The organism is Candidatus Chazhemtobacterium aquaticus (genome assembly GCF_009936135.1).
Taxonomy (GTDB): Bacteria; Patescibacteriota; Microgenomatia; order UBA1400; family Chazhemtobacteraceae; genus Chazhemtobacterium; species Chazhemtobacterium aquaticus.
Genome location: NZ_CP047901.1, coordinates 200,254 through 226,445, shown reverse-complemented (window position 1 = coordinate 226,445; position 26,192 = coordinate 200,254). Strand labels below are relative to the sequence as shown.

The 26,192-nt window shown below is 44.2% G+C and carries 21 protein-coding genes; 6 read left to right on the top strand and 15 right to left on the bottom strand.

Going from position 1 to position 26,192, the window contains the following annotated elements; all coding sequences use genetic code 11:
* Positions 1–7 precede the first annotated feature (7 nt).
* Complete coding sequence (locus MICH65_RS01205) at positions 8–1,753, bottom strand: ABC transporter substrate-binding protein (protein WP_161931606.1); 1,746 nt, start codon at positions 1,751–1,753, stop codon at positions 8–10.
* Positions 1,754–1,839: 86 nt separating this feature from the next.
* Here MICH65_RS01205 and MICH65_RS01200 point away from each other — a divergent pair, with 86 nt between their 5' ends.
* The 4 genes from MICH65_RS01200 to MICH65_RS01185 all read left to right on the top strand — a co-directional run bounded on the left by MICH65_RS01200 (position 1,840) and on the right by MICH65_RS01185 (position 7,642).
* Positions 1,840–3,636, top strand: coding sequence for a VanW family protein (locus MICH65_RS01200; protein ID WP_161931605.1), 1,797 nt, complete (start codon positions 1,840–1,842; stop codon positions 3,634–3,636).
* A complete protein-coding gene (tsaD, locus tag MICH65_RS01195; protein ID WP_236870867.1) occupies positions 3,597–4,646 on the top strand; it encodes a tRNA (adenosine(37)-N6)-threonylcarbamoyltransferase complex transferase subunit TsaD in 1,050 nt (349 codons plus the stop codon). The genes MICH65_RS01200 and tsaD overlap by 40 nt, the downstream gene beginning before the upstream one ends.
* A 321-nt stretch (positions 4,647–4,967) precedes the next feature.
* Entirely contained in the window at positions 4,968–7,073 is a 2,106-nt protein-coding gene (locus MICH65_RS01190) for a valine--tRNA ligase (protein ID WP_161931604.1), read from the top strand.
* On the top strand, positions 7,070–7,642 hold the full coding sequence (locus MICH65_RS01185) for a tetratricopeptide repeat protein (RefSeq protein WP_161931603.1): 573 nt from the start codon (positions 7,070–7,072) through the stop codon (positions 7,640–7,642). Before MICH65_RS01190 ends, MICH65_RS01185 begins: the two co-directional genes overlap by 4 nt.
* Positions 7,643–7,658: 16 nt before the next feature.
* Here the strand turns inward: MICH65_RS01185 and MICH65_RS01180 are convergent, their stop codons facing one another.
* From MICH65_RS01180 to rpmH, 9 genes are all read right to left on the bottom strand, one after another.
* Positions 7,659–8,417 carry a 50S ribosomal protein L25 gene (locus tag MICH65_RS01180; protein ID WP_161931602.1) on the bottom strand — a complete coding sequence of 253 codons (759 nt, stop codon included), beginning with the start codon at positions 8,415–8,417 and terminating at the stop codon, positions 7,659–7,661.
* Between the two features lie 102 nt (positions 8,418–8,519).
* Entirely contained in the window at positions 8,520–11,351 is a 2,832-nt protein-coding gene (locus MICH65_RS01175; RefSeq protein ID WP_161931601.1) for a DUF4012 domain-containing protein, read from the bottom strand.
* A 263-nt stretch (positions 11,352–11,614) separates the two neighbouring features.
* Positions 11,615–12,034, bottom strand: coding sequence for a ribonuclease HI family protein (locus MICH65_RS01170; protein ID WP_161931600.1), 420 nt, complete (start codon positions 12,032–12,034; stop codon positions 11,615–11,617).
* A gap of 12 nt (positions 12,035–12,046) precedes the next feature.
* Positions 12,047–13,225: an O-antigen ligase family protein gene (locus tag MICH65_RS01165; protein WP_161931599.1), complete on the bottom strand. Its 1,179-nt coding sequence runs from the start codon at positions 13,223–13,225 to the stop codon at positions 12,047–12,049.
* Between the two features lie 18 nt (positions 13,226–13,243).
* Positions 13,244–13,711 carry a protein jag gene (locus tag MICH65_RS01160; protein ID WP_161931598.1) on the bottom strand — a complete coding sequence of 156 codons (468 nt, stop codon included), beginning with the start codon at positions 13,709–13,711 and terminating at the stop codon, positions 13,244–13,246.
* Between the two features lie 45 nt (positions 13,712–13,756).
* A complete protein-coding gene (locus MICH65_RS01155) occupies positions 13,757–14,500 on the bottom strand; it encodes a YidC/Oxa1 family membrane protein insertase (RefSeq protein WP_161931597.1) in 744 nt (247 codons plus the stop codon).
* Positions 14,501–14,508: 8 nt separating this feature from the next.
* On the bottom strand, positions 14,509–14,730 hold the full coding sequence (yidD, locus tag MICH65_RS01150; protein ID WP_161931596.1) for a membrane protein insertion efficiency factor YidD: 222 nt from the start codon (positions 14,728–14,730) through the stop codon (positions 14,509–14,511).
* 14 nt (positions 14,731–14,744) lie between these two features.
* On the bottom strand, positions 14,745–15,089 hold the full coding sequence (rnpA, locus tag MICH65_RS01145) for a ribonuclease P protein component (protein ID WP_161931595.1): 345 nt from the start codon (positions 15,087–15,089) through the stop codon (positions 14,745–14,747).
* 35 nt (positions 15,090–15,124) lie between these two features.
* Entirely contained in the window at positions 15,125–15,256 is a 132-nt protein-coding gene (gene rpmH, locus MICH65_RS01140; protein ID WP_161931594.1) for a 50S ribosomal protein L34, read from the bottom strand.
* 229 nt (positions 15,257–15,485) lie between these two features.
* Here rpmH and dnaA point away from each other — a divergent pair, with 229 nt between their 5' ends.
* Both dnaA and dnaN read left to right on the top strand, forming a co-directional pair.
* Positions 15,486–16,871 (top strand): chromosomal replication initiator protein DnaA, encoded by a 1,386-nt coding sequence (gene dnaA, locus MICH65_RS01135; RefSeq protein WP_161931593.1) that lies wholly within the window; start codon positions 15,486–15,488, stop codon positions 16,869–16,871.
* A gap of 321 nt (positions 16,872–17,192) precedes the next feature.
* Entirely contained in the window at positions 17,193–18,302 is a 1,110-nt protein-coding gene (dnaN, locus tag MICH65_RS01130) for a DNA polymerase III subunit beta (protein WP_161931592.1), read from the top strand.
* A 2-nt stretch (positions 18,303–18,304) separates the two neighbouring features.
* On the opposite strand, the gene MICH65_RS01125 is transcribed toward dnaN, so the two are convergent.
* From MICH65_RS01125 to MICH65_RS01105, 5 genes are all read right to left on the bottom strand, one after another.
* Complete coding sequence (locus MICH65_RS01125) at positions 18,305–19,342, bottom strand: hypothetical protein (protein ID WP_161931591.1); 1,038 nt, start codon at positions 19,340–19,342, stop codon at positions 18,305–18,307.
* Between the two features lie 16 nt (positions 19,343–19,358).
* The gene (locus MICH65_RS01120) at positions 19,359–21,980 is read right to left on the bottom strand and encodes a M23 family metallopeptidase (RefSeq protein ID WP_161931590.1); all 2,622 of its coding nucleotides are present in this window, start codon (positions 21,978–21,980) and stop codon (positions 19,359–19,361) included.
* Between the two features lie 45 nt (positions 21,981–22,025).
* Positions 22,026–23,924: a VirB4-like conjugal transfer ATPase, CD1110 family gene (locus MICH65_RS01115; protein ID WP_161931589.1), complete on the bottom strand. Its 1,899-nt coding sequence runs from the start codon at positions 23,922–23,924 to the stop codon at positions 22,026–22,028.
* A 62-nt stretch (positions 23,925–23,986) separates the two neighbouring features.
* Entirely contained in the window at positions 23,987–25,108 is a 1,122-nt protein-coding gene (locus tag MICH65_RS01110; protein WP_161931588.1) for a hypothetical protein, read from the bottom strand.
* 1 nt (position 25,109) lies between these two features.
* Positions 25,110–26,099, bottom strand: a complete 990-nt coding sequence (locus MICH65_RS01105; protein ID WP_161931587.1) for a PrgI family protein — start codon at positions 26,097–26,099, stop codon at positions 25,110–25,112.
* Between the last annotated feature and the right edge of the window lie 93 nt (positions 26,100–26,192).

Below are 26,192 nucleotides of genomic sequence, written 5' to 3'. Positions count from 1 at the left end.
ATGGGGTCTACTTAGCAGGGGTGGGGGTGATGGAAACAAGGTTGTATTGAGAGAGTACTTGGTAAAAACCTTGTTGGAGAGTGGTAACAGCTGAGGCTTCATTAGCTCCAGAGAGGTGAGAGTTAATAGCGTCCTCAAGGTACTTGTTTAGTCTGGAGTTTATACCTGTAGTGCCGTCATGGGTGAGACTGGTGGTGTAAAAAGTTTTGGCGGTTGCGGCTTGGGTAACAAAAGGGCCGACTATTGGATTTGTAGCAATAGTGCTGGCAAGGGCTTTGTTAGCTGGAGCCTGGCCGAAGCCTCGTTGCTTGGTTGCGGTGTCAAAAAGAAGCTGTTGAGCTTGGGATGAGGAGAGGAATTTAACTAACTTCCAAGCTTCGTTGGGGTGAGAAGCGTTCTTAGGAACTCCCTCAACCCAGTAATTGACCCAGGTGACAACTGGAGCGTCGGGTAACTGGGGTACGGGGTAGATTTTCCAGGAGAGAGAGGGGTTGAGTTCTTTGATGGTAATGGCTTGCCAGGAAGGGGCTAAAATCATGGCAGCTTTTCCGGCAGCAAAGGCCTGAACCGAGGAGGGAAGGTTGTTGCTCCAGACTGCATCAGTTTTGGTAAAGAAAGTGTAGTAGCGTAAAACTTCAGAAACCCGATTAGTGGGAGTCAAGCTTGACATGGAAACTCCGTTTTGAAGCAACATGAGTGAGACGATGTCAGGCCAGTGGTCAACATTGGTAGTAGTACCCAGAGCAATACCAGCACGAGAAATCTGGCCAGTATTAGGATCTATTTGGGTTAGTCGTTTAGCGACAGTTCTTAAATCAACCCAGGTGGTAGGGACAGATTCTTGGGCGGAGTTGAATATTTCTTGATTGACATATAAACCAAGGCCTTCCAGAGTCGCGGGAACGGCGTAGACTTGATTGGAGATAACGACAAGGTCTTTTACAGCTGGGTAGAAGTTGGCATCAATTTCAGTTGGAGTAATGATGTTTTCTGGAGCTGGTTTAAGATGAGAGATAAGTTGTGGTATCCAGGTAGAGTGAAAACGGATAACGTCAGGTGGGTCTTTTTGAGTAAGTAGGGTTTGTAATCGCTCTCGGTAGTCGGCGGATTGTTGCATTTGATAATCAACTTTGATACTGGGATTTTGTCGTTCAAACTCATCAAGGACAACACGCATAACCTCTGGCGGCTCCCAAAGTCCATAGTAGGTGATCGTAGTGGTTTTGGTATTAGGCGATGTGGGAGTAGTTTCTGATGAAGCTTGGTTGGAGGAGCCGGGCAGAACAAACTTGATTACAACGAAGGCAATGACAGCTAGGATAACAAGTCCGAGAATGATAGGAATTAAAAATTTGAATGGTGATTTTTTAGGAGTAGTGGCAGGAGTAGGTGTTTCTTGAGGAGGAGGTGGCGGTGGATCAGCCGGTGGCATGGAAGAAGAAGGTGAGGCGGAAGTTGGAAATGCAGGAGGTGGAGGCGGAGTTGAGTTGGGACTGGTATTGTCCTGGAAAGGCGGTGTTTGGTCTGAGAACGGGGTAGGTGAGCCAGGAGAGGGTGGTGGGGATGCTTCTTGAGGAGTAGGTGATGATTCTGTCGTGTTAGGGGGGGTGGATGAGTCAAGAGTAAAGTCCGAGGGGGGTGGAGGGATGTTTAGAGGAGAAGGAATTGGCCCGGTGTCTTGTGAATTTGGGTCAGGATTAGAATTTTGATTGGGATCTTGATTTTGGTCGGGCGGCATTGGAAAATCGGGCATAGGAAAGAGTATGTTATTGGTTTGAGTATATCATGATGAAGGCGAAGAAAAAGACGGTGATACGGCTGACTGATACAATTGAGGACATGCCAAAAAAGAAAGGTTTAAACAAGAAAGCGATTAACTTATGGAAAATGGTGAGATATGGCAGTAAAGGTCTTGGAATTGTGGTTTTTGGAGTAGTGTTGATGTTGGTAATAGTGATGGCATATCTTGCTGCTTATAACGGCAAGATCGTGCCGGGAGTGCAGGTTTCAGGAGTTGAGGTGGGAAACTTGACCGGAGAGCAGGCGGCTAAAGTATTAGAGGCACGTTTAGAGAGAGATGGTGAGAGAGAGTTGGTGATAAGACACGAAGAACGTGCATGGAGGCTAAATGATGATAATTTAGGAATTGAAATTAGTGTTCCGTTGACGATAAATCAGGCGTGGATGGTGGCTAGATCTGGAAATATTTGGGAGCGATTTGGAGAGGCTCAGAGAAGTTTTTTTGAGGGGGTTAATCTACCCCTTGAGGTATCAATTGATGAAGATCTGTGGTTACCAGTAGTGGCGAGTATATCAGCTGAGATAGAGGTGACAGAGATTAAGCCAAGTTTGAGAATTGAAACTGCTGGTGGGGATAAAGAGATTGTGTACGAGCAGGGTCAGGCTGGTTTGGAGGTAGATGAGGATAGATTAAAGCAAATGATATTGGAACATCGCGCTTGGCTCGATGATCGAGAAATCACCTTACCGGTGAAGCAGTTGAGAACTGAGGTGAGTGAGGAGTCGGTAAAAAAGGCAATAACAAAAGCGGAGAAATTAATAGGTGGTAGTTTGATAGTTAAACTAGAAGATAATGAGTGGGTGTTGGGTGAAGAAGAGTTGGTTGGAATGATTGCAATCGGGGATGATGCAACTAGTCGCGACAGAATTAGCGAGCTAGTTACTGTGTATTCTGAGGGGGTTAATCGTGAGCCACAAAACGCTGTATTTAGATTTGAGAATGGTAGGGTAGTTGAGTTTGCCCCTGGTAAGGAAGGGATAACTGTAAAAGAGGATGATTTGATGGATAGATTAGTGGAGGCGTTGGATAGCTTTAACGGCAAAAACAAAATTGTAGTAGAGACACCGGTGGAGAAAAAGGAGCCTGTAGTGTCGACAGCGGAGGTTAATAACATGGGGATTAAGGAGTTGATTGGAAGAGGTAAGTCAACCTATCTTCATTCAATAATTAACAGGGTGCATAACGTATCATTGGCCGCAAGAAGAATAGGGGGGACTTTGGTGGCTCCAGGAGAGGTTTTTTCGTTTAACCAAACATTGGGCGAGGTATCACAAGCCACTGGATACAAACCGGCTTATGTAATTAGTAGCGGCAGAACAGTGCTTGGAGATGGTGGTGGGGTGTGCCAGGTGTCAACCACTTTATTTAGATCCGTTTTAGATGCTGGTTTACCAATAATTGAAAGAAAGCCACATTCATATCGGGTTTCTTACTATGAACAGGATTCCAAACCAGGGATTGATGCGACAGTATATGATCCAAGTGTTGATTTTAAGTTTAGGAACGATACACCGGGTTATATATTGATTCAAGCGATAGTAAACGAGGCCGAACGGACGCTAGTATTTGAGTTGTATGGAACTGATGATGGAAGAGAGGTGACGTTGGGCGAACCTAAGGTTTGGGGACAGTCGGCTCCCCCACCACCGTTGTATCAAGACGATCCAAGCTTACCGGCGGGAGTGATAAAGCAAATTGATTGGGCAGCGTGGGGAGCTAAGACAAGTTTTGAATACAAGGTGACCAGAGATGGAGAGGTGCTTCAGGATGAGACTTTTTATAGTAATTATAGACCTTGGCAGGCAGTATACCTGAGAGGTACTGGGGGGCAATAAAGATGATTTTGGCAATAGAAAGTACGTGCGACGAAACTGGTGCAGCGGTTGTGAAAAAGAAACAGAGTGGGAATGGTGTGGAGGTGATAGCAAATGTAACAGCTAGCTCGGCTGAGATGCATAACAAATATGGTGGCATTGTGCCCGAAGTGGCAGCGAGAGAACAGTTGAGAGTGATTGGATCGGTTATAGAGGAGGCGATGAACAAAGCTGGATTGAAATATGAAAACCTGGAGGCGATTGCGGTGGCTTATGGTCCTGGGCTAATGGGTAGTTTACTAGTGGGGGTGGAAACGGCAAAAACCTTAGCTTATGTACACCAAAAGAAGTTGTTGGCGGTTAATCATATGCAGGCACATTTATTGGCAAATTGGATTGATGATGAGCCAAAACTACCTGGAGTCGGACTGGTGGTTAGTGGGGGTCATACAGATTTGGTTTGGCTTGAGAATATGAGTGAATGGTTTGAGTTAGGAGGGACTCGAGATGACGCGGCGGGAGAGTGTTTTGATAAGTGTGCAAGAGCCTTAGGTCTACCCTACCCAGGTGGTGTTTCGATTGAAAGAGTGGCCGAAAATGCGAAGTCTATTGGAGTGAAGTTACCTAGGCCACTGAAGGGTGGGTCTGGATATGACATGAGTTTTAGTGGTCTTAAGGCGGCGTTGTTGCGCGAGGTAAAAAGTAGAGGTGAGTTAGATGAGAGTGATAGAGCAGGGTTGGCAAAAGAGGTGAATGAGGCGGTAGTGGAGAGTCTGGTTGAGAAAACTGAAAAGGCAATAAAGGGAAAACATCCTAAAAGTGTTCTTTTGGCAGGAGGGGTAGCGGCAAACAAGCTGCTGAGAAAAAAAATTAAGAAAATATGTGATGAGTTGGGGGTGGAGATGTACGTGCCTGAAATCAAGTATTGCACTGATAATGCGGCGATGATTGGTGCCGCGGCAGTATTAAGACCAAAGGAGGCAGATGTGTTTGAATTGAATCCTGATCCAGGTTTGGATATTTTTGGCTGATTATGTATCTTTTGCCTTTGGCGGAGAGAGTGCGAGGCGATAAGGACAGACGGTTTGAACGGAGGCTATGGTAGAATGGCGGTAACGGCGATGATTGGACTAGTCATCCGATAGCTGAAAGAAGAAACCTATTAGTTGTTTGAGATAGGGAGTAGAGCTTTCCGGGTAGGCCCGTTACAGCTGGAGTTGAGTATGGTTGAGGTTGGTACCTTTCCTTTTTAGCTTGGGAAACCACAACACGCAGGTAGCGTGTTTTTTGTGTTTGTACAATATGATGAAGTAAGAAAGAAATAAATTAAATAATTTTTTATCAAAACGAAAATGGACAAGACATACGAGTTTAAAAATAATGAGGAGAAAGTATATAGAAAATGGGAGCAGTCGGGTATTTTTGCGGCTCCCGAGGCAAAAGAGGCAAAAAAGAGGGGTCAGGAGCCGTTTTGTGTGATTATGCCACCACCAAATGCTAATGATCCAATGCATGTGGGTCACGCCATGTTTGTGACGATTGAGGACATCATAGTTAGATACCACAGAATGAAAGGTGACGCAGTCTTGTGGTTACCTGGAACAGATCATGCAGGTATTGAGACGCAGTATGTTTTTGAAAAAAAATTAGCTAAAGAAGGTAAAAGTAGATTTGATTTTTCTAGAGCGGAGCTTTATGAGATGTTGTGGGACTATGTTCAGAAGAATGGCCAGACAGCTATCGAGCAAATGAAGCGATTAGGAGCAAGTGCAGATTGGAGTAGATATAAGTTTACTCTTGATAAAGATATTGTTGAGCTGGCACAAGAAACCTTTATTAAACTAAACAAGGATGGCCTGATTTATCGTGACGAGAAGTTGGTTAATTACTGTGTAAAATGTGGAACAAGCTACTCGGATTTAGAGGTGGAGTATGAAGAAAGAAGAGTTCCTTTGTACTATATCCGCTATCCCCTGGTTGAGAACCCAAAAGAATTTGTGGTAGTGGCGACAGTCAGGCCAGAACCAATATTTGCAGATACACACTTGGCTGTTAATCCGAATGATGAGAGCAAGAAGGGTCTTGTCGGAAAAAAAGTAATTAATCCATTGAGTGGTGAGGAAATGGAGATTATTGAAGATAGTTTCGTGGATCCTGATTTTGGCACAGGCGTGGTGAAACTAACACCCGCTCATGATCATAACGACTGGGAAGTGGCAGAGAGACATGGTCTACCAAAAAGACAGGCTATTGACGAAAAAGGTAGGATTACTGAGTTGGGGGGATGGTTAGCCGGTGAGAAAGTAGACAAAGCGAGAGAGATGGTAGTTGAGGAGCTTGAGAAAAAGGGTTTGATAGAAAAGGTCGATGAGAATTATGTGAGTCGAGTGGGAACTTGTTATCGATGCGGAAGAGCAATTGAGCCATTACCTAAGAAACAATTTTTTATCAGGGTCAAGCCGTTGGCGAAACGGGCGATCGAGGCACTGGATCAAAACAAGATCAGGATTCATGGTCCGGGAAGAGAAAAAATCCTGAGGCATTGGTTAAGTAATCTCCGCGACTGGAATGTAAGTAGGCAGATTGTGTGGGGAATTAGAATGCCTGTGTGGTACAAGGAGGATGGTAATGGAGAGGATTATGTGGTGAGTAAGACAAAACCAGGGGACGGATTTGTTCAGGAGGAGGACACTTTTGATACCTGGTTTAGCTCGGGTCAATGGCCAGTGTTGACGTTAAAAACCAATAAGCCAGGCGATTTTGAGTATTATTATCCGACTACGGTGATGGAGACGGCATATGACATCTTGGTATTTTGGGTAATGAGGATGTTGATGCTGGGGATTTATTTGACTGACCAGATACCGTTTGAGCAGGTTTATTTGCATGGGTTAGTGCGAGATGAAAAAGGAGTGAAGATGAGTAAGTCAAAGGGTAATGTGCTTAACCCGATCGACATGATCGATAAGTATGGTGCTGACGCTTTACGCATGGCTTTGGTGATGAGTTCGACACCTGGAACTGATAAGAATGTGGGTGAAGAAACGATAAGAGGAATGCGTAATTTTGCAAATAAGATCTGGAATGCGGCTAGGTTTGTGAAGATGAGTGATGTTGGTAAGAATAATGATCAGGCGCCGGGAGATGAAAAGTTCAGGAAGCGCCTTAGTAAAGTAGTAACTAAGGTTGAAAAGCAGCTGGACGATTTGAAAGTTGGTTTGGCAGCCGAGACGGTGTATAACGAGTTTTGGCACTGGTACTGCGATAAGTGTATTGAACAAGGTAAAGAAGGAGTTATATCAGCAGGTGAGCTTAAAAACGGATTAGTAGTGTTTTTGAAGTTACTTCACCCCTTTGTTCCATTTGTGACTGAGTTTGTTTGGCAAAATCTGAACGAGGAGGAAGGGATTCTGATCGCAAGTTCGTGGCCTGGGTACGATGATATGATGAAAAAGTGAAAAGAAGAGTGGCCATAAAAAACAGAATTACGGCTAAACGCAGACGATTGAGGGTGGGTAAGTCTGATGGGTTAGTAGACTCACCTATATTTAAAAGTCTAGTAGGTCTGATCCCTGTCCTGGTTATGATGGTTATAGCTAGTTTGAACCTGTTTCCAGTTAATGACGAGCTGAGAAAAGAGCAGCACCGGACTGGACAGTTCCCCTACTCTACCCTAGCCCACTGGGATTTGGCACGTGAATCAGCAAAGAGGTTTGACTATACAGTGGCTGAGAAAGAGTATCGATTGGGTGAGAAATATATGAGTAAGGACTCCCCTGTCTTGGGAGCATCGAGCGAGATTGAAGACTTGATATGGCCAGAAACGAAGCTTTTGGATGAGGTGAAGAGATTGAGTGATGAGGATATTGCTCCCAGGTCTAGATCCTTATTACTTAATTTGGCCATTGATTATTGGAGTCTGGGTGAGAGTGAGTTGGCAAAAGAGGCGTTGGAAAAGGCGGCTAGAATTGACCCGAATGACAGTTTAGTCAGTAGGATGGAATGGTTGCTGGATGTGGAGAGATAGTTTGGAAAGTTGAGATTTATTCAGACTTGGATGGCTCGCCTGAGGTAGGTTTATCGCCCGAGTCAGGTTGTTTATCCGTCTGAGGCTCGTCTGAGTCAGGTTTGTCGCCACCACCATCAGTGCTGGCCTCTGTACCCTCATCACCTTCCGGTGAGGGAGTAGGTTCAACTTCTTCCTCTTTAGGTTCTTGGGCTTGGACAACTTGTTGATCAGGTTCCGCGTCTATCTCCACTTTGGTAGCGTCAATCTTAATGTCCTTAACTGAGAGGAAGTCCCCAAATTCCTTAAGACTTGAAAGGTCAACCTCTAAGGAGTCAGGAAGGTCTCCTGGAAGAGCCTCAACATCAAGCTCATTGATTATTTGAACAATGACAGCGCCCTTCTCTTCCTCTGCTGGAGCAGTTCCGATTAATTCAACAGGGACAGTGGCAGTCACCTTTTGGGTTAGATCAATTTGATGAAAGTCCACATGAAGAGGAGTATCAGTGACAGGGTCGAGGTGGACGTTACTGACCAGTACAGGTCTTGTTTTGCTTTCGCCTTTTAAAGAAAGGGTAATAATGTTCGTTTCACCGGCTTGTTCATATGTTTTTTGGAAATCTTTGAGATCTAGTTGGATCGATGTCGAGGTAATTTTATTACCAAAAATATTGGCGGGTAGTATCCCTTGTCTGCGTAAATTTTTTACCTTACGTCCAGATAGGGTTCGTGGTTCAACTGAGAGATCAATCTGTTTTTTGGTCGTAGATTTGGTGTTTGCTTTGGTGGTGGACATGGTTGTTTTTAAATTATTTGTCTGAATGCAATATTTAACTTTTTAATCCGTGACTGGGTCAGTAGTTTAACATTGTTTGAGCTTGACAGCAAGCTTGGGTGCCTAGAACTGAATAGCAAAGATAGTATCTTGGAGTAATTGATTGTGGAAGATAGTTTGTTGGTTTTGGGTAGTAGCTGGTTGTGATATCTGACGAGGAGTTAGGTTTTGCGGGTAATTGAAGGTGACGCTTACAGGATCCTTGTTTGTGCCCGGTTGTTTTTCCCAGTTGACAGCAAGTGTGCCTGGAAGTTGAGTAAGATTAAAAATTTGGGACGAGCGGAGCGAGATGATGAGTGATGATTCTGTTTGAGGGGATATCTCGTAGATATAGGCAATTTCTTGCAGACCGAGTTCGAGATTGGGAGTAATTCTAACTGGTTGAATTTCTTGTCCGGCAAAATTGGTTGATATTAACTGAGAATGGAGTGGTGTGTAGATTCTGGTGAAGGTCTTGTATTTTCCACCAGGCCAGGAGTTGTTGGGTGAGTTATTGGTGTAATCTATGGTGATGGTATGGTCAATTTGTCCTTGCTGGCCAATGTTAACTTGGTGGTTAAAGCGACGATCGAGATAGTAGTTGCTTTGATTGATGCCAACATTGGCTTCTATGAGAGAAAATGTCTGGGTGGTACAGTTCTGTTGATTGAAGCGTGATGGACATGACGGATTATTAATTGATCCATCCCAGTTGTAGGTTGATAGCATGGATTGGATGGACGGTTGATCTGAGTAGATAAGAAGATGGTTTTCGGATAGTGATTTGGTTAAGACGGTGGATAGAGTTATTAGGTGTATTTGTTTTTCTTGGAGTTTAGAGATGATTGAATTGGCGAGGGAAAGCAGAAGTTGAGTTTGTTGAGAGTCGGATTCGTTGTCTTGATTGCCAAACTGAATGTTTTCCAACAGATTGTCTGACGTTATCGGATTGGTTTGTTCTGGAATAAGAACTGGTCCAGTGGCTTTGATAAGCTCTTGAAGTGCATATAAATCTACGGCAATTACCCCATTGGTGGGCCGGTTAAGCATTTTGTCGACAAACCATTGAGCTTGGAGAGCAGATGAAGGAAAGTGAGCAGACCAGTTTGAGTCTCGTAGAAACCATCGATCCTCCCCCAGATAGGTGGCAATATCGGGAGGTGGTGTAACAATACCGTCAAGTTGGCTGTCGAGGGTTGGCACGTTATAGGTTTGAAAGTTGGTCAATCGCCCATTGGTGAATGTAAGTAAACCAGCAACCGCCACTAAGCCTCCAGCAGGACGAAGTTCTAGATTATTCTGGAGTAAAAGAAGGTGTGTTTGTGGTTGTTCCTGGGCGATTAGATCAGGAAGAATGGATACTAGTTTTAAGGCCTGTTCAGTTGTTTTTCTCATTTCTGGTAGATTGTCCTTGGCGGTTTTTAGTTTGTCATAAGCAAATAGATTTGAGTTAAAGTCAACCTGATCAACACTCGCTTGGACTAATGAGAGATGTTGATAGAGCGAGTCTAGGCTAACCTTGAGGTCGGAGTTAGCTGAGTGAAAGTTTCCGGTATTAGTATTGGTTATGATGGAGTAAAGTTGGTCAGCCTTGACGAGAGTGGTTGAGGTTAGACTTAGAATATCGCTAAGTCTTACGGCAATATCGAGTTGTTGGTCATATTTGTCGTATTTAGTTTTTGGAAAAAGAGGTATGAGCTTTTTTGTGATTCCTAAGGTGACTCGTGCACGAATGAATGATGATTTTGATTTTTGTGCGGCTGTTTGAGATTGCTGATATCTCCCCTGCTCGAGATACGCGTAGGACTGGCTAAACTGACTAATCCCCTGGGTAATTGTGATGTAGAGAGATATTAGAGGTAGGAGAAAAACAATAAACACGACAGAAAGAAAGAGCAAGAGGGCTTTTTTTCTTTTTTTCGTCTTAGGCTTCTTGGCTAAATCAAAATAGTTTGGAGATTTAGTCAAAGATGGTTTTGGTGGAATGTCATTAACTTGATCTGACTGAACGCTTTGGTTTGGTGTTGGTGATAATGGTGGTCGAGTTTCCTGAGTTAAACTCTCGTTGATTGGAGGTGAATAAACTTCATGACTAATGGCGAGTGTTTCGCTAATAGCAATGTCAAGGTCTGTGTCTGGGGACCAGTTTAATTGGGCTTGAGTGGCAATTATTTGGTTAGGATCAGGTAAAACTGGAGGGTTGGGAGCTGGGGAAATATACTCAATGGGTGGAGTGTGGTCAAGAATCTCTGCGGAGTGTGTTTTGAGGTGTTGGGAGAAGCTTAGTTCAGATATGGGTTCAAGGGTGGAGAGGAGGTAAGACTGTGACTGGGTATTACCAGAAAAAATTGCTTTGATAATTCCCTTGACGACATCCTGGCTGTATGTAGGATACAAAGGTGTCTGTCCTGTATCCATAAGCTCGAGGGATTGATGGTTTAGTGCGTGGGAAATATGTGAGAGAGCTGGGTTGGTGTACTGAGGCGTGGTAAGTGGTCCAAATACATCGGTTAACAAGGCAACTCTAAAGTTGTGGTTGCGGAGATAGGTGATGAGCTGGTCTGTCTTGGCTTGATTACGAAAGTTGTCAATGATTATTATTTTGGATTGGGGTGGGGTGTTATAGAAGAAGCGTTCGTATTCGTGTGGACTAATGGCACCAAGAGAGGGATAGAGGTAAAAGAGATAATCGATACCTTGTGTTTTAGCCTGGGTGATAGAGCTGACTCTTGTGTGTTGATGTGTTAATGAAGATCGAGAAACATCTCCAAGTGCGGAAGGAAGAAAGATGAGCTGAGCTTCAATTTGTAGTGTTTGTAGGGCATTAGAAAGTTCTCCTGCTAGAAGTGATGTGTGGCTAAGAATAGCTGCTTTTGGTTTTTGAGATTGTTGTTCAATGATGGGCAGGTCTTTCATGGCGGTTTGGGTCTGTTATTAGCATACCGGGTTGGATGAGTGGCGGCAATTCGTGTTTATTAGGCTTATATAAGTAGTTAGAGATCTTGATTATTTCGTATGTACGTTTTTTGTGTTAGTGTTTAGCCTTGTTGTTAGCTGTTGATTGTGCGTATATATGCCGTGCTTTTGTTCTTACGCTTCCACATGAAAACCTAGGTACAAATAGATATCTCTTTATCCACAAGGATGATGAGTTATACAAATCCTAGAGAATGAAAGGCTTAGTGTCGATCGAGTTCTTGATTAAGGAGTTCGTCTGGAAGAGTATTGAGGTGACGTTTGACGTGAGTAAAGCTAGTAGGTTTGTTGATTTGACGGATAAGTTGATGGGTAGTCGTGGCAAGCTGTTGAAGATTGGTGTTTTTGATTTTATACCGACCAGTTAGTTGAAAAACCACAAGTTCGGAGTCGAGCACGAATTGAAGACTGGAAAACTCGGAGTACTTATTGAGGTCGGCAAGAATAGTTTCGAGAGCAAGAATAACGCCACGATATTCAGCTTCGTTATTGGTTGTATGGCCTAGATAGCGACTGGTGGAGTAGACAACCTCTCGGTCAGGGTTGAGAAAAACTGCAGCACAAGCAGCCGGTCCTGGGTTGCCGCGAGATCCGCCATCGGTATGAATTGTTAGGGTTGACATGGTGGTATTGTATCAGCTGGAGTGTCTGGAGAGGTTCGAGTTGAATAATAATCCAACAAAGAAACTAATAAGCAAGCGGTTTTGGGGTAGAGTAAGCCAGTAGTGGTCTAGAGATCCAGTAATGAGAATGGCAAGAATGACGGGAAGAAAAAGTGTGTTTATTTTTCGTTGTGGTCTGATGGAGAGAAGGGTAATTATTGGGACAAAACCTAGTTCAGATAAAAGAAGAAGGTATATATTATGAACCGGCTGAAGTAGATAGTGATTTAGAGGAGGAGTAATTTGGCTTAAATATATGGTGAAGTTGTTAAGACCTAAGCCAAAAAAGAGATGTGACCAAGTCGCTTTGAGTGCATAGAAGTTGAGAAGTTGACGTGTGGTAACGCTGACTTGAGATCCAAGTGATAGTGGAACTGTGAAGATAAGAGTGAGAAGTAGGGGAATCAGAATGATTAGGAAGGGTGAGTATGAAACAGAAAAAAATAGTGATATTACGGATGCGATAAGCGCAAATATAGCTGATCTTGAAAATGTGGTAAGAAGTGCGAGAAAACTGAGTAATAGTGTTATTTGGATTAAGACGTTTTTGAGATTAAGTTTTCTTTTAAGGATAATAATCAAAAGGGATACAACAACTAGATATCCAGCAAGTGAGTTTGGGTGAGAAAACATTGAGTATGATCTTAAAATTTGTTGGCCGGTAAAGGGTAGAATGGTTTTGGCGATATCTGGTGTGGTGAGAGAGTAGTGTCTCTCACCCAACCAATAAAAGGGGCCATCAAGTGACGATTGGGATATAAACTGGAAAATGGCAAGTAAGGAGACTAGGATTGTTGAGACCGAGATAGAGGTAAGGAGTGAGGATAGAGTTGACTTGTTTTGGGTCGATACTGCAAGAGAAAAATTTAAAAGAAGTAGGATGCGAAAAAGAAGGACAAGTGAGTTGAGAGGTTGCAGTCCGAGGAACGAGGAGAGGAGAATCGTGGAAACCACAATTTTTACCGATTTGTTAAACAGAAAGCGTGGTGGGTGAATGAATAGAAGAGTGAGTAGGAGTAGATCAGTGAAATAAACAGTGATAGAGAGATAGTCTATGGATAAACCATGGAGGAAAGACCATGACGGCCAGAGATGAAGCCCTAGCTGAGTAGGGAGCAGAAAAGTGATGAGAGTCAAGACCGTCCGAAGCATATGGACAGTATACGAGTCTTAGCTGTTTTTGGGTGAGACAAAGAGTTGTCGGTTGGGTTCTTCTCCTCGAGATTCGGTGGCAACCTGAGAGTTATGACTGAGATGGTCGTGAATAAGATGGCGCTCATAAGAGTTGAGACCAGGGATGATAATTTCCTGTCCGTTTTCAACTGCTCTTTGAGCTGCTTGATCGGCTTTGACAATAAGCTGTTGCTCTCGGCGTTGTTGATAATCGCCGACATTGACTTTAATTCGATACCATTGATTTAGTCGCTGACTAACGATTAAGGAAAGTATTAATTGAAGAGAAGATAGAGTTTCACCTTGATGACCAATAAAAACACCTGACTCCTCGGCTGGTAAATTGATTTGAACAACAAGAGAGTCTTTATTAAAGTCAAGTTCAAATTGATCTACTGGAATGCCCAGCAACGAGAAGACGTTGTTGATGATATCGGTAATCTTTGTTTGTTGTTGTGAGTCCATGATATGTTGTGTTAGTAATTGACCAAGGCGGATTATAACCGATGATTAGCGAAAATTAAACCTAGCAAGTATTAAGTTCTTGTAGTGAGTAAGTCCACCAGGTCCGGAAATAATGAGTTGTTGGACGAATGAATAAATGGTGGTAACAACCCAGTAGAGAGCAAGTCCAGAAGGAAAACGAGTGGCGATAATGAGGGTCATAAGAGGCATAAGATAGATCATTTGTTGTTGAATGGACTGAGCCATTTCAAGTGAGTCTTCTTCCTTTTGACGAGGTGATTTTTGTTTAGGAGCTTTGAGGTGGGATTCTAAGCCGGTTTGCATGGCAAGTGAATAAAGTAGTTGAGTCCCACCGGCTAGAATTGGCAATATGTAATAAGGATCAGACTGAGAAAGGTCAAGCCAGAGAAAAGAGGTGTGAAGGGCTGAACCGTTGAATTGGCCACTGGTGATAAAACCGATAAAAGCTTGATAAAGTGCAATAAGAACAACGATTTGAACAAGTTGGGGTAGGCAGCCGCTTAGGGGATTGATGCCATGGTGACGATAGAGCTCAAGTTGAGCCTGTTGGAGTTTGGTCTTGTCTTTATGTTTTTTCTTAAGTTTGTCAAGTTGAGGCTTAAGCTCCTGCATTTTTCGAGCTGATTTAAGTGCGGGTAGCGAGATGGGAAGAAGGGCAGTTCGGACCAAGAGGGTAAGAACTATGATGGCGAGACCCAGACTCTGGCCTAGGTTGCCGTAAAGAAAGATTAGTAGGTGGACAATGGGGTCAGTGAGAAATGAAAGCATGAGATATATTAAACAACAGGATCATAACCTCCGGATGATAAAGGGTGACAGCGGAGTAAGCGTTTAAGACTTAAAACACTGCCTCGAATAATACCATATTTGCGGATAGCTTGATGACTATATTCAGAACAAGTCGGGTAAAAGCGGCAACCAGCGGGAGAACCAAAAACCAAGGAGATTAAACCGTGAAGGACTGGTGAGACATAACGCTGATAAATAGAGATTATCATGTTCGGTGTTTTGATTAATCTGTGTTAATTTTTGAAAAAAGTTTTTCTAGGGACTCTCTTTGTTGGTCAAAGTTGAGGTGGAGTGATGAAGGTTTGGGTAAGATGAGAAAATCATATCCGACCGGAATGGTGGGTAATAGAGAGTGAAGATGATGCTGAAGCTGGCGACGAAAGAGATTCCTTTTGACTGCTGAGGGGATTAGTTTTTTAGAGATGATTATGGCTAGTCGAGATGGTGACTCGGGTGATTCCCGAGAACCGTAATACAGTGTCAGGTCGAGGGTGGAGATTGAGCGGCCACTTTTTTGAAGCTGATGGCGAAAAAAGCGAAGAGGAAGGCGATGATGGCGGGGAAGCATAGGTCTATCTTATCCTAAAGATGGGGGTGTTTTGTTTATGCAGAAAGCTGGCGGCGTTTTTTAAGTCGACGCTGTTTTATGACTTTGGTATGTTTAGCTTGTCGATGCAGAAAGCCGTGAGTGCGTGCTCTTTTAGTTTTCTTGGGTTGATAGGTTCTTTTTGGCATGAAGTGATTTTAACACGTGGACAGCCTTAAAGAAAGATTGTGAGGCCTTTTATGCCTGAGTTAAGAGTATTGTTCAATAAGTTGTTCATTGAGCTTGTGTGAAAGCAATGTGGATAAGATTATGTGATGTTCGGATTCTGGGTTTTGATGAGGGTGGATCAAAGAAATCAAAGTTTTTATTTGGGAATATTCGGGGTTGGCAGTTGTGGAAAACTTGGATAGAGTAGCGATGAAAATGATCGATAATCTGGACAGTAACGAGATTTGGAAAAATGTATTAGGAGAGCTTGAGGTGAGCATATCTCCAGCTGCTTTTTCATCCTGGGTTAAGCCGTGTTTTATTGATTCTATAAATGAAATAGATGCGGAGAGGTGGTTGATAGAGCTGGCGTGTCCGTCAGGATTTCACTTGCGAACGATTGATGAAAGATATTATGGACAAATTAAACAAATACTGGAACGACAAGTAGGTAAAAGGTGTGAGATTGGATTGGTTGTAAAACAAAGAATCGAAAGTGTGGAGCCAGAAAATGAAGAGGCTAATGACTTGTTTAGCGAGGATAAGGAAAGTGAGTTTGATTCTCAACAACTGATTGAGGTGGGGCTTAACCCTAGATTTAGTTTTGAAAACTTTGTGGTTGGAGGGTCGAATAACTTGGCTTACGCGGCAGCCAAAGGAGTGACGGACAGTCCGGGAGTAAAACACAATCCCTTGTTTTTGTGGGGTGGAGTAGGGGTAGGAAAAACACACTTAATGCACGCCGTGGGAAGGATGTTGTTAGCCAAGGGGATGAAGGTGAGAGCAGTAACTAGTGAGCAGTTTACTAATGAGCTGATTGCGACAATTAGAAGCAAGAGTGTTGATAGTTTTAAGAAAAAATATAGGAATGTTGATGTGTTGTTAATTGACGACGTTCAGTTTATCGCAGGAAAGGAGAGTACTCAGGAGGAGTTTTTTCACACCTTCAACGAGTTGTATATGAAGGGTAAGCAAATTATCCTGACGTCTGACCGTAGGCCTCAGGATATTGAACAAGTGGAGCAAAGATTGATTTCTAGATTCTTGGGCGGACTGACAGTTGATATTGGATTACCGGATTATGAAATGCGGCTGGCTATATTAAAACAGAAGTGTAGTGAACTAAAAACGGATGCAGATAATGAAGCATTGGAGTTAATCGCAAGTAGTGTAAACACTAACGCAAGAGAGTTGGAGGGGATTTTAACTAGACTGGTAAATGCGGCTACTCTTGGCAATGGTTATTTAACTAAGGATTTGGTGGAGAAGGAGATTGGAGTAAGTGCGAAAAGGGAGGTTAAGAAATTAAGGCCTCAGCAGCTAATAAGTTTGGTGGCTAAGCAGTTTGAGTGTAAAAACAAGGAGATTGTGGGTAAAAGCAGGAGAGCGGAACTGGTACGAGCAAGACATATTGCCATGTATTTACTCAGAGAAGAGATGGGTTTAACACTTCAGAACGTGGCTCAGTTAATGGGAGGAAGGGATCATACGACAGTAATGCACGCGGTAGAGAAAATGGAGAGAGAGATTGGTATCAATCAGGAGGTTAGAGAACAGGTAATTAGAATGAAACAAGAAATCTATGGTTCAAATTGAGGCTAGATTGGGGAAAACTGTTATGGACTTGGTGAAAAAACACTGTGATTGTGAGAAACTCAAGTTGATAGAAAAATGTTATACACTTGGGAAAATAAGTTTTTCGCAAAATTATCCACAGAATGCTAGTTGATATGCGGAGACAAAAACCCGAAAAGGTGAGCGTTGAGCAAAGGGTTGATTTAGAGAAATGGTTGGTTTAGCCGATGATTATTAAATAACAACAATATTGCGAGGCATATATTTAGCACGAAATTAACATATCCACAGTACCTATTATGACTGCTACTAATTTAATTAATAAGAAAGAAGAATAGAAAGATGAAAGTAACGATTTTGAATGAACGCTTAAGTAATGCGCTTGCTGTGGTTGGTAGAGGAGTGGCGAGTAGACCTCAATTGCCAGTGTTGGCAAATGTATTGATCAGATCAACGGCTGGTGGAGTTGAGATTTTAAGTACTGATTTAGAGATTAGTTTTCGGATTAAAGTAGGGGCAAAGGTTAGAGAGGAAGGTGAAGTGAGTGTTTCAGGAAGGGTGTTGAGTGAGCTGGTGGGGACATTACCAGCTGGTCCGGTTGATTTAGAAGTTGATAAAGATAGTTTGGTGATAGAGACTAATGGAATTAGGTCTATGGTGGCAGGTATGGCTTCGGGAGAGTATCCTTCGATTCCGAGTTTTTCAGGTAAATGTGATATTGAAATTGGAGTAGAAGAGTTGGTTGAGGAAATAGAGCGAGTTGGTGTGGCTGTTGCTAAAGACGATGCGCGTCCGGTGTTAATGGGAGTGTTGTGGAAGTTTGAGAAGGATAGAATTCGATTGGTGGCGACTGATGGATACAGACTGGGGATTGGAGGTTTAAGATTATCGGTTGAAAAGGAGGGCTTGAGTAAGCTGATTTTGCCAGCAAGAGCATTGTTGGAGTTGGTAAGAATAGTAGATAAACAGGAAGTTAAAACAGTGTTGATTAAGTTTGAGATTAATAAACAACAGGTAATTTTTAAGATTGGTGAGATTGAGATAGTGAGCCGGTTGCTTGCTGGCGATTTTCCGCCCTTTGAACAGATAATGCCGGAGAGTTATTCGACTCGAGTGTTGGTAAGTCGGGAAGAGCTAACAGAGGCGGTTAAAAGGGCATCTATATTCGCTAGGGAGAGTGCAAATATTGTGAAGGTGAAGATGGGTGATAATCAGCTAAAGGTGAGTGCTAACAGTCCGCAGTTGGGAAGTAGTGAGACTGGTATAGATGTTGAGACTGAGGGTGAGGAGGTAGAGATGGCATTTAACAGTCGGTATTTGCTTGAGTATTTAGGAGTGGTGAGAGCGAATAAGGTAATAATTGAAAGCGAGGGATCATTGAAACCAGGAGTTTTTCGAGAAGAGGGTGAAGAATGGGTCCATATTATTATGCCAGTGAGAGTACAGAGTTGATATTAGTTTTGAGGATTTGTTGAGTTGGCGAAAGCAGGAACGATAAAGACAGCCGGGAAGGATGTGGTGGAAGTGGAAAGTGTACCAGTGAGACGGAAAACAGGTTGGAGAATGTCGTCATTAGAGATGGATAGATAGACTAGGTCTAATTGGTTAACTGTAAGTGTTTGATCTTTATCTTTGGTTAGATTGGTTTCTGTGTCTATTTTGTCGGAGGATATTTTAATAGCTTGTTGGGGTGCTATTTGCATAAGTTCTTCAAAAGAGAGGAGTGATATATTGCCAGATATTTTTTGATGTTGATTGATGATTGATATAACTTCCAGTTGTTGAATCTGCCCATAATTGTTTAGAACGATGGTGATGGGGGTGGTAGTACTTGACGGTGCGATGGTTGGAAGTGACTCGATGGTTTGATAGAAGCCAATTAAGGTATATTCAGCTTGGTCTGAAGTAGTCTCTTTAAAAGCAGTAGTATTTGGGTCTGTGGCTAGATATTTAATATTTTTGAGGTCCGGATTGATTTGGAGAGCAGGGAAGATGTTGTTTAGATGCTGTGTGGCTGATTGAAGTAGGAAATCGAGAGATGGTGGTGAGGTTGAGTCTGGAAGTGAGCTGTTGATGAAAGTTAGTGGTCCGTAAGGAAGATTTATATTGAGTGATAATTGATCGTTTACCCAGAGACGAGTGTGCGGATTTGTAGAAAGAAGATGATTTGGAGCAAAGCCGAGGTAAGAGACGAAGTTGTCGGTATACTGAGTGTTGAAGGTTACAGGGTTTGATTGGTAGTAAGGAAGACTTTGGGGAAGCGAGGGTTGAGTTATATTCCAGACAATTTTCAAGTCTCGGTCTGGTGGTGGAGTGGGTAGATTGGGGGAAGGTGGTGGTGTTGTGGGTTGTGGTTGGGTTAGTGTCTGGCGAGATTGTTGTTGAATAATAACGAGAATAAGGAGAACTAAGACTATACCAGCAAGGATGACAAACTTGGTCTTACGAAGTACTAAGATGGTTTGGTGAAGAGAGCTGGTGATGTTGTTCATGTAGTTTGTAATAATTTTACCAAGCTATGCTTCCACAGGATGCAAAGCCATAGCAACCATTGCGAATTTGTTGACCAGCTGCCGGACATTCGTTATAGACTAGCCCGCGATACTCAAGATGTAGGTGGGAGTTTTGATAAAGTCCAACAGAGCTGGTAGCACCTACAGCTCCAATAGGGTCGCCGGTAGATACTTGCTGTCCAGTTTCTACATTCCAAGTTGATAAGTGGCCGTATAAAACGCGATAGGTTCTACCTTGAATGGTAGACTGAATGATAACCCAGTTGCCGTAAACAGGTTCTGAGATAGCCCAGCCAGCAGCAATAACTTCCCCGTCTGAGATTGAGTAAACTGGTTCGCCGGTTTGAGCATCGACATCGATGGCCTCGATGGTTTTGTGTGAGAAGGATCCATACGGGCCTTGAATAATTTCTCCAGTATTGGTTGGCCAGATTGGATGGCATCCTGGGATGACTGGGCCAGTGTATTCGCCGTAGTCAACATTGAGATTGGAACCATAACCGGAAGTACCCAGGCCTGAGTCTAGTTGAGCGATGGTGGAAATAATGGGAGCTATGTTAAAAGCACTTAAGTAAATAATGATGGCAGCAGCAGCAGCAAAAAAGAGAGTTGCGAAAGCGGAGGCAGCAGCGGTAAAGGTGGCAGCTAGAGCTGCTTGGGCACCGAGACCAACAAGGGCGATTCCTGAGACAATCGCTCCACCAATAAAGGCGGCTCCTCCGGCAGCAGCTTCTTTAGCGTCGATTTTACTGCCATAGAGAGAGATGGCTAGTTGGTGAAGAGAGTTTTTGATTTTATCGATAGCAGCCATAGCCAGAGTGAGGGCAATGTCGACGATGATACCTAGTCCTGGAATGACGTTTAATGATTGAGCGAGGGCGTGAACGGCGGCGTTTGAGAGTAACTTGGCACCAACTTTTTTGGCCGCTTCTTGGCTTAAGAAGTTGATACCCTGTTTAAAGCCTTGATTGGCCATGATGCCAAAACCTTCTTTAAGAGCGGTGGAGCTAAGTTTGCCGGCTAGGTGGCTGGCGATGCGCTTGCCAGCGTAGGTTCCAAGTTGACTGGAGGCGAAACCCATAGGATTGGTAGCGGCTTGGAAAAAACGAGCATATCTACCTGAGAAAGCAGACAGGAATTTGTTTCTAGAGCCGTTAAGATATGAATTAAAGCGTTCGATGTAGCGCGGAACCCTGGCGCCAAAGAGTCGAGGTTTGGCTGAGGCGAGCAAATCTGTCTCTAAAGGTTTACTGACAGAACGAGCCTGGCTTACAAGTTGGGAGAGAAGGCGTCTTTGATCGGGGGAGAATTTGGCACCACGTTTATTAAGAGCTGATTGAGCAGTGGCAATTATTTGATCTGAGGAGATACCTCTACCTAGAAGCCGGGCTAGTTCTGGACTGAGAGTGTTTTGTTGAGGGAAAGAGGTAGAGACGGCGGCAGCGGCAGCAGCGTAGGGTGAGGGATGAATAGAGTGGCCAATACTCGACAAATCTTGGAAGGACCTGACAGGTTGTTGGCCTATTTCTGAGATGATAAGAGTTTCAGCTTGGTTGGATTTGATACCAGTGGCTTGATTGAGTTGGCGTGAGAGTGTTTGATTGGTGAGAATACTGACAGTGGCATATGTATTACTTATTTGGTGCTTGGGAATAGCATCGGTGATGAGAGGATCTTGTTCGGGAGCATCTCGATAAGCTGATGAGGCTAGGTCGGCAACTAGTGGGTTGTGCTCGGGTGGTATGGAAAGGGTGGTGAGTGTTTGCAGGATAGCTGGTTGGGTGATTGCTTCGGTTAGAGATTGATCTTGAACAACTACGTATCCAGTGTGGTCGTAGGTGAGTTGATCTTGGTCTGAATTAGTAATGGTGATTTGATAATCTGTTTCAGTAGCTGGTCGAACGATTTGATCAATGATTGTTTCTAGTTCTGTACTAGGTGATGAGTAGGATGGTCCGGCGACTTTAGCGAAAGCAAGTTCTGTGATGAGAGCAATACCAAGGGGGGATAGTGGTTGAGGACTGATTTCTTCGTCGAAGTCGGGGGTTGCGTGGGGTAGAGATGGTGTGAGGGCGCTGAGAGTGACTAAGTCGGAAGAAAGTTGGGCAACAGCTTGCTTTGTTTGATCGGAAGAAAGAGTGGTGTTGGTGGTGAGCTGTTTACGCTCAATCAGAGTGGTGGCGTCTTGTGTATTAGTGCGGCTGGGGTCAGTTTCTGGTTTGCCTGATAGAGCAGAAGAAAGCTGGGACCTTAATTGTTTTTGCTGATCAAGTTTGGCTTGAAATTTGTCGCGTAAGATTTGGCGACGGCGGCGTTCCACTAAAAGTTCGATGATGGCTATCTGTTTATCAGTAAGCTTGCTTTTGTCGAGATTGAGTTTTTCAGTGAGAAGATTCTGCTGGCCAGTAAGGAGAGCGAGGAGGTCGACATCAGCGCCGCTATGGGATTGTAGAAGTGCTTCATGTTCAAGATTGGTGATAACGGATTGTGGATTGATACCAAGGCTAGATAGTTGCTCGTAGATAGAGTTGATTTGGTCGAGAACGTCTGGACTTTGAGGAAGAGTCCGTAAAAGGCGAAGTTCTTGGGTAAGTTCGTGGATTTTATGGCTTTCCATAGATAATCGGGATTGGTGATGGTTACAGTTTACAGCAGCGAGGTATTAGAGGGCAGAGGAAAGAGATTGTTCCTTCTTGGCCTGCTGTTGGCGGGCGAGGATGTCTTGAGGTTTACTGGTGGCAAGAGCGTGTTCATCGGGAGAACCGACAACTCTGAGAGCAATATGGTTTTGGCCTGCAAAGAAGAGGCCTTCTCCGACATTGGCTGAAAGGAGGAGGGAGCGTTCTCCTTGGGAGAGATAGAAGACTTGGGCAACTTCGTCGATGGCGGCAGGCGATTGTTTCATTAAAAACTGAATGGCCGAGTTGGTGACAATGGCTTTGCCATAGGGAGAGCCTAAAAAGTCATCGGCGTTTTGGGAAATGATGGAGACGCCAAGGTAGTATTTGCGAGCGCGCTTGACCAAACCCTGAAGGACTTTGGCAGAGTCTTCGTGGCGCATGAGATACCAGGCTTCGTCGACAACTAGAAGACGGCGCTTGAGTTCTTTACGGATTTGGGTCCAGATGTAGTCCAGGATCATGAACATGACAATGGGGCGAATTTCGTCGGCGAGTTCGCGGAGAGTAAAGACAGTGATGGGTGAGTCGATAGAGACATTGCTTTGTTGATCGAAGATGCCTTTAAGGGCCCCTTTAACGTATTTTTCAAGACGGCGAGATAGAGAAATGGCTTCTGGCTCCTCCATACCAATTAAGGCCTTGTAAAGGTCCTCCATGCGGGGAGGTTCTTTAGTGTGAGTGAGTGGGTCTTGGGTGATGCCTTTTTGCTGGTACGCTAGGACGAGAGCCTGGTTTAAAATGGCGTCTTCGTCGGCCGACATAGATCCGAGCATGATTTTGAGCAGAGAGTTGAGATAGAGATATTTGTAACCCATCTCGTCTTCAGAGCTGTTGTCTGGGTCGGCTAGTTGGAAGGGGTTGATTTTATGATTGCTGCTGACATTAAAAGCAATGTAGTTACCGCCGACGGCCTTACAAAGCATTTCATATTCATTTTCTGGATCGATGATGATGACATGAGTGCCAAACATGAGGGAGCGCATAATTTCGATTTTGACGGCGTAGGATTTGCCGGCCCCGGAAGTGGCGAGAATGAGCATGTTGGCGTTTTCCATAGAGAAGCGATCAAAAATGACGAGTGACTCGTTGTGTTCGTTGATTCCGAAAAGGACGCCTTTATTGTCGGTGAGTTCGGAGCTGGTAAATGGGAAAGTAGTGGAGAGAGCGGTTGTGTCCATATTGCGGGTAACAAGAAGCTTGTCTTTACAGTATGGAAGGGTGGATTTGAAGGCTTCAACTTGAGAATACGAGGCAATTTTACTGACTATGATTAAAGATCCGAGAAGGCTTTGGACTTGGCTGGTGACGGTGTCTAGTTCTTTTTTGGAGTCTGCAGAAATGGTGATATAGAGAGAGAACTGGAAGAAGCGCTCGATACCTTTGACGAGTTGTTCTTGGAGGGAGTTGGCATCTTCTAGTTGGGCTTGGGTTGAGGCTTGAGGGATGCGGCCGCGTTCGATGTCAGCTGATATCTCGGCCTCCATTTCAGCAATACGACGACGGAGTTGTTCGAGAGTGCCTTTGACCTCGACTGGATAGATGAACATGGAGACGTCGATACTGTGATCGAAATTGATAAGGGGGGAAAGCCAGTTGGCAGAGACATAGCGGGGGTAACCGGCAATAAAAATGGTACGGAAGTAGGTTGAGCCAATTTTTAGGTGAGAAAAATCGACCTCAATTGAAGGAGGAGCGATGATATCTTGGATATTGACTTCACCACCAGGTTTTTGAGGTTGATTTGGAGAGGTGTGTTGATTGTCTAGTTGAGACAGTGGTGGAGTAAGCGGACTGGCTTTGGGTGTGGTAGCAAGGTTGGGTGGTGGTGGAGCAGAGTTAGGGGTGGGTGTTTTTTTGGTTAAAAAGGGCAGGAAAGCCATATGTAGGGTAAGAAGTTAAATACTGATGACAGTGGTTAAAGTATATCAAGGCAGGAAGTGTGTTACGAGAAAGGAAAAGGTGGAGGCGGTGAGGTGACCGGAGGGGAGGGAGGGATAACTGAGTCGGCTGGGTCGGGAGGTGGAGAGGTTTGGGGGTTTGGGTTAGTGGGTGTAGATGGTGGAGTGGGCATGGATAGAGTTTGGTTTTGTGTTGGTGAGGCTGGCGGGGGTGTGGGCGATGGAGATGGTAATGGAGAGGGTGATGGAGAAGAAAAGGTTGGTTGAGTTGGTGGTGTGATAGGAGAAGGATTGGGTGGAGTTACTGGTTGAGGAGTAGGTGAATGAGGTTGGTTTTGAGGGGTGGTGGTAGTTTGGTGTGGAGTAATAGGGGGAATGGGTGGAGTTGGAGTCGTGGGTTGAGTGGGGGTGGTTGGAGAAGGAGTAGGAGCCGTTGGTGTTGGGGCGATAGGGGTAGTGGGAGTGTCTTTTTCGGTGTACAGATTTCTGACTTTGGTTTGAACGGCTGGGGTTTCATAGTCAGTGGGTAGAGTGAGATATTGCTCAATGCCTTGAGTGGAGGGGTTGTAGGTTTTGTAGAAAAGGGTAACTAGCTCTTGAGTGGTGAGTTGGCGACACTGGAGGCCTAAACGAGCAAATTGACGAATGAGGTGGTCGCGACGAGGATAGAGTTCTTGTTTGGATTTGGCAACGAGAAAGTCAACATCTTGGGGTGGTTTTTGGGGTGGTTTAGCGAGTGGATTAAGGTTGTTGGAGACTTGATTGACACTTAGATAGCTGTAAGGGATGACGACGTAGAATTTTTTTTCAAGAACTTTGTTCTTTTTAACAAGACTCCTGATGAAGCTGCGGTATTTGACGATCTGCTCTTTGAGCTTTTGAGAAGAGGTTTGTTCGAGACGATCATCAAGAAGCTCTAAGTATGAAGTGATATCTTTTTTGACGGAGCGGACAATGATTTGGATAGGAAAGGAAAGAGAGTTTAGGAGTGAGGCGTAGGAGAAGATGAGAGCATCTTGTTCTTCCTCAGAGAGAAGACCAAAGTTTATGGCAGAAATTTGAAGAACTAGAGCAGTTGAACCGTCTTTTAAGATAACAAAGTGTTCTTTGATGGTGTAAATATCAAGATGTTCTTGGGTGGTAGCTTTGATGGCTTTGTCGATCATGTTATTTTGTACCTGTGGCTTGGAGTTTAATTGGGGGAATGATTTGACCGTCTAGTTTAAGATCGAAGCGGGGAAAAGTGAAACCGTCTTTGTCGGCAGTAATCTGGAAGATTCCGTCATCAAGAGGTTTGGCAAAGAGAAACTGGCCGAGCTTGTTGCTTTTGGTGGCGCGGATGGTCTGACCGTTTTTAAGGATCTCAACAATGACTGATTCCAGGATTTTACCCTGTGGGGAGAGAGTCATGCCAACGATAGTGTTGGGGGTTTGAGGGGTGCTGGGGATGGGGAGGTCGGTTGAGAAGGAAGCGGAGGTTCCTGGTTGAGCTGGTGTATCGGAAACAGTAGCGGTAGAGGTGGTTGGAGCGGGCTTAGAAGAGGATTGAGTTGATTGATGATTGGTGTTTTGATGAGATTGCGGAGTGACAGCAATTGGTTTTGGTGGTGAAGCAAATACGTTTTTGGCTGATTTTTTGATATCTTGGCTAGTGGGGATGAGGGGTTCGGGTTGGGGTGGTGGAGTAGGGTTGGGAGTGGGTGGAGTAGCTCTGGTTAAGGTGTGGATTTGAGGGACTAAATTAGGGCGCTCGATTTTTGAGGTTTGAGGTTGAGTGGCAGTGGGGGAAGGACTAGTGGGGGGAGAGGATTGTAGAGCCTGCGTAATGGAGGTGGGAGCTTGGTTTAGAGATGGTTGTTGGTTGTTGGGTTTTTGCCAGACATAGATGGTGGGAGCGTAGATGGAGCGGATAAAGGCAACAATCCATTGATCCAAGGGTCGGCCCTGAACAGGGACAAAGGCAATGGCAGCACCAAGGCCAACAATGATAGAGATGAGAGGCCATTTGAAGAAGGAAGGAAGGGGGGTGGCGTAGATAACTAGACCAATGACTATGCCAGCTGCTAGCTGGAGAAATTGTTTGAGAGTCATGTCGCCAACTAAGCGGAATTGATAGCTGGTGACGTTTTGGGGGATGGGATGCTGTTGGACGGGCATATGCCTTAAGCTTGGTTGGTAATGAAACTAGTATAGCCCAGTGCATAAGTTACGACACATATTGGACTAGGGAAAGTCCATATGAGTCACGAA

Excerpts from the sequence above, each read along its gene's own strand:
- MICH65_RS01155 (WP_161931597.1), bottom strand. The coding sequence starts at position 14,500 with ATGCTTTCATTTCTCACTGACCCCATTGTCCACCTACTAATCTTTCTT.
- MICH65_RS01125 (WP_161931591.1), bottom strand. The coding sequence starts at position 19,342 with ATGAACAACATCACCAGCTCTCTTCACCAAACCATCTTAGTACTTCGT.
- MICH65_RS01175 (WP_161931601.1), bottom strand. The coding sequence starts at position 11,351 with ATGAAAGACCTGCCCATCATTGAACAACAATCTCAAAAACCAAAAGCA.
- MICH65_RS01105 (WP_161931587.1), bottom strand. The coding sequence starts at position 26,099 with ATGCCCGTCCAACAGCATCCCATCCCCCAAAACGTCACCAGCTATCAA.
- MICH65_RS01115 (WP_161931589.1), bottom strand. The coding sequence starts at position 23,924 with ATGGCTTTCCTGCCCTTTTTAACCAAAAAAACACCCACCCCTAACTCT.
- dnaN (WP_161931592.1), top strand. The coding sequence starts at position 17,193 with ATGAAAGTAACGATTTTGAATGAACGCTTAAGTAATGCGCTTGCTGTG.
- MICH65_RS01170 (WP_161931600.1), bottom strand. The coding sequence starts at position 12,034 with ATGTCAACCCTAACAATTCATACCGATGGCGGATCTCGCGGCAACCCA.
- MICH65_RS01165 (WP_161931599.1), bottom strand. The coding sequence starts at position 13,225 with ATGCTTCGGACGGTCTTGACTCTCATCACTTTTCTGCTCCCTACTCAG.
- yidD (WP_161931596.1), bottom strand. The coding sequence starts at position 14,730 with ATGATAATCTCTATTTATCAGCGTTATGTCTCACCAGTCCTTCACGGT.
- MICH65_RS01120 (WP_161931590.1), bottom strand. The coding sequence starts at position 21,980 with ATGGAAAGCCATAAAATCCACGAACTTACCCAAGAACTTCGCCTTTTA.
- rnpA (WP_161931595.1), bottom strand. The coding sequence starts at position 15,089 with ATGCTTCCCCGCCATCATCGCCTTCCTCTTCGCTTTTTTCGCCATCAG.
- MICH65_RS01205 (WP_161931606.1), bottom strand. The coding sequence starts at position 1,753 with ATGCCCGATTTTCCAATGCCGCCCGACCAAAATCAAGATCCCAATCAA.
- MICH65_RS01110 (WP_161931588.1), bottom strand. The coding sequence starts at position 25,108 with ATGATCGACAAAGCCATCAAAGCTACCACCCAAGAACATCTTGATATT.
- rpmH (WP_161931594.1), bottom strand. The coding sequence starts at position 15,256 with ATGCCAAAAAGAACCTATCAACCCAAGAAAACTAAAAGAGCACGCACT.
- MICH65_RS01180 (WP_161931602.1), bottom strand. The coding sequence starts at position 8,417 with ATGTCCACCACCAAAGCAAACACCAAATCTACGACCAAAAAACAGATT.
- MICH65_RS01200 (WP_161931605.1), top strand. The coding sequence starts at position 1,840 with ATGCCAAAAAAGAAAGGTTTAAACAAGAAAGCGATTAACTTATGGAAA.
- MICH65_RS01160 (WP_161931598.1), bottom strand. The coding sequence starts at position 13,711 with ATGGACTCACAACAACAAACAAAGATTACCGATATCATCAACAACGTC.
- MICH65_RS01190 (WP_161931604.1), top strand. The coding sequence starts at position 4,968 with ATGGACAAGACATACGAGTTTAAAAATAATGAGGAGAAAGTATATAGA.
- dnaA (WP_161931593.1), top strand. The coding sequence starts at position 15,486 with ATGAAAATGATCGATAATCTGGACAGTAACGAGATTTGGAAAAATGTA.